This window comes from Pantoea sp. CTOTU46764, from assembly GCF_031974595.1.
GTDB lineage: Bacteria > Pseudomonadota > Gammaproteobacteria > Enterobacterales > Enterobacteriaceae > Pantoea > Pantoea trifolii.
The window spans coordinates 24989-33326 of sequence record NZ_DALYOQ010000050.1 but is presented as its reverse complement, the minus strand read 5'-3'; the positions used below and the strand labels follow the sequence as shown (position 1 = coordinate 33326).

The 8338-nt window shown below is 50.9% G+C and carries 7 protein-coding genes and 2 pseudogenes; 5 read left to right on the top strand and 4 right to left on the bottom strand.

Going from position 1 to position 8338, the window contains the following annotated elements; all coding sequences use genetic code 11:
- The first annotated feature begins 222 nt into the window (after nt 1–222).
- Complete coding sequence (gene dkgB, locus RTM06_RS15920) at nt 223–1026, top strand: 2,5-didehydrogluconate reductase DkgB (RefSeq protein WP_312183472.1); 804 nt, start codon at nt 223–225, stop codon at nt 1024–1026.
- Nucleotides 1027–1041: 15 nt separating this feature from the next.
- Here dkgB and yafC read toward each other — a convergent pair whose 3' ends face one another.
- Complete coding sequence (gene yafC, locus RTM06_RS15915; RefSeq protein WP_312183470.1) at nt 1042–1950, bottom strand: DNA-binding transcriptional regulator YafC; 909 nt, start codon at nt 1948–1950, stop codon at nt 1042–1044.
- Nucleotides 1951–2047: 97 nt separating this feature from the next.
- Here yafC and RTM06_RS15910 point away from each other — a divergent pair.
- Both RTM06_RS15910 and RTM06_RS15905 read left to right on the top strand, forming a co-directional pair.
- A pseudogene (locus tag RTM06_RS15910) lies at nt 2048–2971 on the top strand (MFS transporter); the annotation flags it as partial.
- Between the two features lie 148 nt (nt 2972–3119).
- On the top strand, nt 3120–3923 hold the full coding sequence (locus RTM06_RS15905; RefSeq protein WP_008105211.1) for an endonuclease/exonuclease/phosphatase family protein: 804 nt from the start codon (nt 3120–3122) through the stop codon (nt 3921–3923).
- Nucleotides 3924–4062: 139 nt separating this feature from the next.
- Here the strand turns inward: RTM06_RS15905 and mltD are convergent, their stop codons facing one another.
- Both mltD and gloB read right to left on the bottom strand, forming a co-directional pair.
- Nucleotides 4063–5436: a murein transglycosylase D gene (gene mltD / locus RTM06_RS15900; protein WP_036648534.1), complete on the bottom strand. Its 1374-nt coding sequence runs from the start codon at nt 5434–5436 to the stop codon at nt 4063–4065.
- Between the two features lie 71 nt (nt 5437–5507).
- Nucleotides 5508–6263, bottom strand: coding sequence for a hydroxyacylglutathione hydrolase (gene gloB, locus RTM06_RS15895; protein WP_312183467.1), 756 nt, complete (start codon nt 6261–6263; stop codon nt 5508–5510).
- Between the two features lie 40 nt (nt 6264–6303).
- Here gloB and RTM06_RS15890 point away from each other — a divergent pair, with 40 nt between their 5' ends.
- Nucleotides 6304–7038, top strand: coding sequence for a class I SAM-dependent methyltransferase (locus RTM06_RS15890; protein ID WP_008105214.1), 735 nt, complete (start codon nt 6304–6306; stop codon nt 7036–7038).
- Here RTM06_RS15890 and rnhA read toward each other — a convergent pair.
- Nucleotides 7023–7590: pseudogene (gene rnhA / locus RTM06_RS15885) on the bottom strand (ribonuclease HI). The gene RTM06_RS15890 and the pseudogene rnhA overlap by 16 nt on opposite strands.
- Between rnhA and dnaQ the strand changes: the two are divergent.
- A complete protein-coding gene (gene dnaQ / locus RTM06_RS15880) occupies nt 7544–8275 on the top strand; it encodes a DNA polymerase III subunit epsilon (RefSeq protein WP_256695681.1) in 732 nt (243 codons plus the stop codon). The pseudogene rnhA and the gene dnaQ sit on opposite strands and share 47 nt — an antisense overlap.
- Nucleotides 8276–8338 lie beyond the last annotated feature (63 nt).

Sequence of the window (8338 nt, the reverse complement as noted above, 5' to 3'; positions counted from 1 at the left end):
AATACCTGCCTGTCACGCAGGGGGTCGCGGGTTCGAGCCCCGTCCGTTCCGCCACTTAATTGATAAGCCCTGACTGGAAAGTCAGGGCTTTTTCATGTCTTTAATTCCGCTAATATTGTTGATAAAAAATCAAAATTCTTCTGCTTATAAGCGGATTTTTCAGCAACAATAAACCTGCCAGAATAGTTCCCATCGAATACAACGCTATCCGATGAGGAAATCATGACAATCCCCGCCTTTGGTTTAGGTACTTTCCGTCTGCAAGACGATGTTGTAATCCATTCTGTTAAAACAGCTCTGGAACTTGGCTATCGCACAATTGATACCGCGCAAATCTATGAAAATGAAGCAGCTGTGGGTCAGGCGATCACTGAAAGTGGCGTAGCACGTGGCGACTTGTTCGTTACCACCAAAATCTGGATTGAGAATCTTTCGGCTGAGAAGTTGATTCCCAGCTTGGAAGAGAGCCTGGCAAAACTGCGCACCGACTATGTCGATCTCACCTTGATCCACTGGCCTTCTCCAGAAGGGGCGATATCGGTGAAAGAGAGCATGTTGGCATTGATGGCAGCAAAAGAAGCAGGCCTGACGCGTCAGATTGGTATCTCAAACTTCCCAATCGCCTTGATGCAAGAGGCGATTGACGCGGTTGGTGCGGAAAATATTGCCACTAACCAGATTGAGCTGCATCCTTCCCTGCAGAACCGGCAGGTGATTGAATTTGCTCAAAAGAATGATCTTCACATCACTTCTTACATGACGCTGGCTTATGGCGACGCGCTGAAAGATCAGGTAATCAACGCAATTGCACAGAAGCACAAAGCCACTCCAGCTCAGGTGGTTCTGGCATGGGCGATGACGTTAGGTTACGCGGTGATCCCGTCATCTACCAAACGTGAAAACCTGGTGAGCAACATGGCAGCAGTTGATCTGCATTTAGATGATCAAGATATGGCAAATATTGCCGCGCTGGATCGTCAGCAGCGTTTAGTAAGTCCTGAAGGTCTGGCACCAAACTGGGATTAATCGCGACTTACCTCTTCAGCCCTGCACTCGCCAGGGCTGATCTTTAACCCATTCACTTAGAAAATCGATAAAAGCCCGAACGCGCTGACTAACTCCCAGGTCACTGTAATAGACCGCATTAAAAGGCATTTCAACTGGTACGCGCTGTTCAGCTAACAGTTCAATAAAAGTGCCATCCGCTATCTCTTTATCCACCATAAAATCTGATAAACACGCGATACCTTGATCGCCTAGCACTAGCTGTTTGAGCGTTTCGCCGCTGTTAGATGACATACCCGGCGTGATCTCATAAAGCTCGCCACCTTCATCTGTGACAGGCCAGCGATTTAAGCGTGGCGTTTCAACAAAGCCGAGGCATTCATGCAGCGCCAAATCAGCTGCCGATACCGGTACGCCATATTTCGCCAGATAAGCCGGCGTGGCCACTAATTTGCGATAACTAATAAAGAGCAGACGAGCGCGCAACGTAGAATCTGTCAAATTGCCGGCGCGAATCGCCACATCGACTTTGCGTTCGATGAGATTAATAAAGCTCTCCGAAGAGACCAGCGATAGCGTGACGTCTGGATAGCGCTCACGAAAAGGTTTAATCATTGGCAGCAACAGATGCAGAATCACGGGCGTAGCTGCATCGATGCGCAGCACGCCCTGAGGCGCCAGCTGCCGCTCAATCAGCTCGCTCTCGGCAGTCGACATCTCCTGCATCAACTTTTGCACGCGGCGAAAATAGTGCTCGCCTTCATGAGTAAGTGCTAGCTGACGCGTAGTACGCGTTAAGAGCGAGACACCCAGCTTATTTTCCAGCTTTTTAACCGTGCGACTTACCGCTGAATTGGCCATCTGCAACTGTGCTGCTGCACGACTAAAGCTGCCGCTCTCCACCACAGCGATAAACACCTTAAGCTCATCGGACGATGCCTTCATTATCCCTCCAAAAGCAAAAGTCAATTCTCACTTTGCATCTTTTTGTCATTAAAGCATGAGGCAATACTAACGGCCATCAAAACTTCATGGGAGTTAATCATGCCACTCTCTATTTATGCTCTGGGCGTTGCCGGTGATGACTGCTTTGACCAGTAAGTTAGCGCGTAAGCAATTATTAATGGGTTTGATGGTGCTCTTCACCGTTGGCAACCTGGTTGCCTGGCTGGCAGCAAACTATGAAACGCTGATCATTGCCCGACTGATTACCGGCCTTGCTCACGATGTGTTCTTCTCCGTCGATTCCACGATAGCGACCAACCTCGTAAGCAAAGAGAAGGCAGCGAGTGCCATTGCCATCATGTTTGGCTGTTGGTGACTGGCGTGCCGCTGGGTACGCTCATCGGGCAACACTTTGGCTGGCGTGAAAGTTTCCTGGCTGTGTCATTGCTCTGGTGGCAAGCCAACTGCTTATCCCGCGTAATATTGCTCAGCCGCTGGCAACAACATTCGCTCGGCAAGCGCGTGTGATGATCAATCCACGTCTGCTGCTGATTTATGCGATTACCGCGCTGGGTTATGGTGTGTCGGTCGCCATTGGTAATATCTGGGGCGGCAAGCTGGCCGACCGCCGTGGCGCGTACCTGCTTTGACACTGTTCTTTATGGCGCTGGCCATTCTGCTGATGGTGTTCCAGTTCACCGCCAGCATGCACTTTATGTCAGTGGCGACAGTATTAGTGATGGGCATCTTCGCCTTTGCCAACGCGCCGGGTTTGCAGGTTTACGTGGTGCAGAAAGCTGAACACTATGCGTCAGGCGCGGGAGATGTTGCATCAGGCCTCAATACTGCAGCCTTCAATATCGGTATCGTTCTGAGTTCCACTTTAGGTGGTTATATTGTCGAGCATTATGGACTGGCGCAAACGCCGTGGGTTGGCGCCGTGATTGTGCTCGGCGCGCTGCTGCTGGTGCGAGTGAGTGGTCAACTCGACAAACCTCAAACGGCGATAGCGATGGAATAGCACGCGCAAAAGCCTGCCAATTGGCAGGCTTTTGCATTGGTATGCTGTGAGGCGAATTCCGACAATCAAGAACACCAATTGAAACCCCGCGCTAAAATCCCTATAACAGTCAGGTGAAGTACGAGTCGTAAACCAGTCAGGCGGGAAAGTGCGGAAAAAAACTTATTCAATGCGTTATGTAGCAGGACAGCCAGCAGAGCGGATCTTTCCGCCGGGGGCAATGCTGCATCTTGGGCAGGCATTACCGCCTGGCGCACCTTTGCCAGCCGATCCCACACTGCGAGTCTTAGTCTGGAATATCTTCAAGCAACAGCGCGCAGACTGGATGTCGGTGCTGCAAGGTTTTGGCAAAGATGCCCATCTTGTTCTGCTGCAGGAGGCGCAAGCTACGCCCGAACTGGTCAAATTCGCCACCAGTAACTATCTCGCGGCCGATCAGGTTCCTGCCTTTGTCTTACCGCAACATCCTTCAGGCGTCATGACATTGGCCTCAGCGCATCCTGTTTACTGCTGTCCATTACGCGAGCGAGAGCCGCTGTTGCGTTTAGCTAAATCTGCACTGGTTACCGCATATCCGTTGCCCACGGGCGAAATGCTGATGGTGGTGAACATTCACGCAGTCAATTTCAGTCTGGGTGTCGATGTCTACAGCAAACAGCTCGGGCCGATTGGCGAACAGATTCAGCATCATCGCGGGCCGGTGATCATGGCGGGAGATTTTAACGCCTGGAGCCGTCAGCGTATGAATGCGCTGTATCGCTTTGCGCGGGAGATGTCACTGCGTGAAGTGAACTTCACCGATGACCATCGTCGCAAAGCCTTCGGTCGCCCACTGGATTTCGTTTTCTACCGTGATATGAAGGTCAGTGAGGCTTCTGTGCTGGTGACGCGCGCCTCAGACCACAATCCGCTGCTGGTTGAGTTCAACTCTCTCTACGGTATCGAGCGTTAAGCCAATACGCTCGAGCTCCCAGTTAGCAACAATCGAAGTCATACTGCTAAGGGTAAGATAGTGCCTGAACAGGCGATATGCAGAATTCAGCGGAAGCAGAAAATGAAAAAGGCTGACAAATGTCAGCCTTTTCGGGGCATTAGGTATCAGGTGTTGCGCTATTATTCACAAACAGCGTGAGCTTGTCGCCCGGCTGAATGTCTTTAGCGTCACTGTTCCAGCGCATAACGTCTTTGGTATTCACACCGTGACGTTTTGCAATACTGGCAAAAGAATCACCCTTACGTACACGGTAGGTGATGCTGTTGCCGTTATCAGCCAATTGCGTGCTCGCTTTGCCGCTCACGGTCAGAGTCTGACCGGTACGAACAGAAGCGCTACGCAGATTGTTCTGCTGTTTCAGTGCACTGACGCTTACGCCAAGCTTGCTGGCAATACCAGACAAGGTGTCACCTTTGCGTACCGTGTAGCTGTTTCCTGCCGCGCTGACTTTCGCCATCTCGGTAGGCTGCACGGAAGCGATATCACCGGAAGCCAGTGAATCGCGCAACTTAGCAACGTTGGACTTCGGCACCATTATATAGTGCGGTCCATTTGGCGCTGTGGCTCCGTTTTTATAACCGGCATTAAATGTCTTCAGCTTGCTGAGAGACATACCGGCCATATCGGCGGCCTGCGTCAGTTCAATCTGCTGTCCCACCTCTACACGAGCTAATGCACGGCTCTCGTTCGGGGTAGGCAGTTTGATACCATAACGCTTGTTGTTCTTGAGAATCTCACTCAAGGCCAACATTTTAGGTACGTAAACCGTAGTCTCGCGTGGCAGCGATAAATTCCAGAAGTCAGTCGGCTTACCGCGCGCCTTATTCTGTTTCATCGCTTTCAGCACACGTCCTTCACCGCTGTTGTAGGCGGCGATGGTCAGTAACCAGTCACCGTCAAACATACCGTTCAGACGCTGCATCATATCCAGCGCGACTTTGGTCGAGGCCACCACATCGCGGCGTCCGTCGTACCATTGGTTCTGTTTCAAACCATAGTTTTTGCCCGTTTGTGCAACAATCTGCCAGATGCCGGCGGCATTCGCAGAAGATGTTGCGTGTGGGTCAAAAGCGCTCTCCACTATGGGTAGCAGTACCAGTTCCATCGGCATTTTACGTTTCTGTATCTGCTCGACTATCCAGTACATGTACGGCTCTGCCCGTAATGTTACATCGTGGAGATAGCTCTTATTTTTTAAAAATTTTGTTTTTTGTTCGCGGATCCGGCTGTTTTCCGGAATCCCCATCTTCAACTCGTCACTAATGTGATTCCAGAGATCAGTATCTTCTGCGAGGCTTGTTCCATCATCCTGCCATCGCGGCGACAACAATCGATCTCCGTACTTTCCATTTTCACCTTGACCAGCTGAAGACAGACTCTGGGCATGCTGTACGGGGATATTGGCGTCATTCCTTGATGCCTGACATCCTACCAGCAAGACCGAGGCGAGTAAGATCGCTTTAGCCTTCATGTGTGTGTCAATAGTTCGCTTAAAAGACGAGCAACTATACGTGACGGTCCACCACAACACAACCTCAAATATCAAAAGCGGTCTTTCTTCTCGCGTAGATCGGCGAAAGTTTGCCATAACGCTGACGATGAGACATTAGTGCCTAAAGCCTGTTGTAAATCAGTGTCTTGCGTGCGTAAAAATAAATTTATTTCCCGCTCTAAGGCCAGTTTTGTCGGTAAAGTAATGCGGTTTTCTGCGCGTAAGTCCTTAATTTGCTGATACCTTGCCAAAATTTTAGGGTCATGGGGCAGAATAGCCGCAGCAAACTTCATATTGGATAAAGTGTACTCATGCGCACAGCAAACAAGCGTATCTGCAGGGAGTTGATTAAGTTTTTGAAATGATTCGAACATTTGTTCCGCAGTGCCTTCAAATAAACGCCCGCAGCCACCGGAAAACATGGTGTCTCCACAGAAAAGATAAGGTGAGCTGAAATATGAGATATGTCCTAAAGTGTGACCGGGTGTTGCGATGACACGGAAATTTAGCCTAAGGACGGCAAATTCATCGCCTTCGGCCACAATACGCTTTGCTCCTTTATCTGACGTTTCCTGAGGACCGAAAACCATCAAATCGGGATAGTGCTGCAGCAGTTCATCCACGCCGCCGACGTGATCGTGATGATGATGCGTCAGCAAAATCGCCACGGGTTGCCAATGATTGGCCCTGATTTTATCCAGCACGGGCTGTGCTTCGCCGGGATCGACAATCAAACACTTATTGTCATCGTCTGTCAGTGTCCAGATGTAGTTATCCTGCAATGCGGGAATACTGGTAAGATTCATAAACACCTCTCAGGTCGTAGAAAAAGGAAAATGGTAGAGCATGAAGCCGGCTAAAACACGCCAAATCCTGACTGCACCGCGCTCCTGGCGCGATATGCCAATGGGAGACTATTTTCGCGACGCGCTCACTCAGCAACTGCAGCCTTATCTCGGCAAGCTGTATGGCTTCCATATGCTTAAAATTGGCAGCCTCAGCGCAGAAATCAACACCAGCCAGTGTGCCATATCGCATCAGGTGAATGTGGGCATTGAGGGCGATGAGTTACAGGTTATCGCCAATAACACGCAATTACCCTTTGAATCTAAATCCGTTGATGCCTGTTTGCTGGCGCACACGCTGGCGTGGAGTCAGGATCCGCACCGCGTGTTGCGTGAAGTCGATCGGGTATTGATCGATGATGGCTGGATGATCATCAGCGGCTTCAATCCTTTCAGTCTATTAGGGATCAGCAAAGGCATTCCGGGGTTACACTCGCGCGCGCCGTGGAGTGGACGCATGTTCAGCCAGGTGCGGCTGCTCGACTGGCTGAGCCTGCTGAATTATGAAGTGGTGTACCGCACGCGTTTTCAGGTGGTGCCGTGGCATCGGCAGGGCGGCAGGGTGATCAGCGCGCATTTACCGGCGCTCGGTTGTTTGAACATTGTGGTGGCACGTAAACGCACGTTCCCGTTAACGCCCACCAAAATGAAGAAGAATCTCAGTCAAAGCCAGCTACGGCAAACGGTTAACGTTACGCGCCAGTTTCGTGAAGTGAAGGATCAGGATTCAACCTGATAACCGATATCATCCTGAGTAGGATTTCCCGCCGCGCTGCGCGCCAGTTCGTCGCAGCGTTCGTTCTCCGGATGCCCCGCGTGACCTTTTACCCATTCCCACTTAATTTCATGGTTGCTGAGCGCTACATCGAGGCGTTTCCACAGATCGACATTTTTCACCGGTTTTTTATCGGCGGTTTTCCAGCCGCGCTTCTTCCAGTTGTGGATCCAGCTGGTGATGCCCTGACGAACATATTGGCTGTCGGTGCTAAGCACCACCTCACACGGCTGTTTTAACGCTTCAAGCGCCACGATAGCCGCCATCATTTCCATGCGATTGTTGGTGGTGAGGCGATAACCCGTACTGAACTCTTTTTCATGCGCGCCATAACGTAAAATGGCGCCGTAGCCGCCGGGACCGGGATTGCCCAGGCAAGATCCATCGGTGAATATTTCTACCTGTTTGCGCATCTCTGGTAGACTTCCTTCTGACAAAACGCCAAGTCTGACATAAAACGAGTCCTATGAGCACTGCAAATAACCGCCAGATCGTCCTCGATACCGAAACCACCGGCATGAACATGATCGGTGTGCATTATGAAGGACATCGCATCATTGAAATTGGTGCGGTTGAGGTGATCAACCGTCGCCTGACCGGCAACAACTTCCACATGTATCTGAAGCCCGATCGGCTGGTGGATCCGGAAGCGTTCGGCGTTCACGGTATCGCCGATGAATTCCTACTCGATAAGCCGATGTTTGCGGATATCGCCGACGAATTTCTTGAGTACATCCGTGGCGCGGAGCTGGTGATCCATAACGCATCGTTCGATATCGGCTTTATGGATTACGAATTCGGCATGCTGAAGCGGGATATCGGCAAAACCGACACCTTCTGCCAGATCACCGATAGCCTGGCGATGGCACGTAAGATGTATCCCGGCAAGCGCAACAGCCTCGATGCATTGTGCAACCGTTATGAGATAGACAACAGCAAGCGTACGCTGCACGGCGCACTGCTCGATGCCGAGATTCTGGCCGAAGTGTTCCTGATGATGACCGGTGGTCAAACCTCGCTGGCTTTTTCACTTGATGGTGAGCAGAACAATCAGGGCGGCGGTGAGAATATTCAGCGCATTGTGCGTCCGAGTTCAGGTTTGCGCGTGGTCAGCGCCAGCGATGAAGAGATTATTGCGCATGAAGGTCGTCTGGATTTAGTGCAGAAGAAGGGCGGTAGCTGCCTGTGGCGTGTGTAAAAACGGCTGATTTTGCGTGGAAAATCGACGTTAAGCTGAAAAAAACGCCAAACGAAACATTCC

Coding starts and splice junctions, on each gene's coding strand:
- dkgB (WP_312183472.1), top strand. CDS start 223: ATGACAATCCCCGCCTTTGGTTTAGGTACTTTCCGTCTGCAAGACGAT.
- yafC (WP_312183470.1), bottom strand. CDS start 1,950: ATGAAGGCATCGTCCGATGAGCTTAAGGTGTTTATCGCTGTGGTGGAG.
- mltD (WP_036648534.1), bottom strand. CDS start 5,436: ATGAAGGCTAAAGCGATCTTACTCGCCTCGGTCTTGCTGGTAGGATGT.
- gloB (WP_312183467.1), bottom strand. CDS start 6,263: ATGAATCTTACCAGTATTCCCGCATTGCAGGATAACTACATCTGGACA.
- RTM06_RS15890 (WP_008105214.1), top strand. CDS start 6,304: ATGAAGCCGGCTAAAACACGCCAAATCCTGACTGCACCGCGCTCCTGG.
- dnaQ (WP_256695681.1), top strand. CDS start 7,544: ATGAGCACTGCAAATAACCGCCAGATCGTCCTCGATACCGAAACCACC.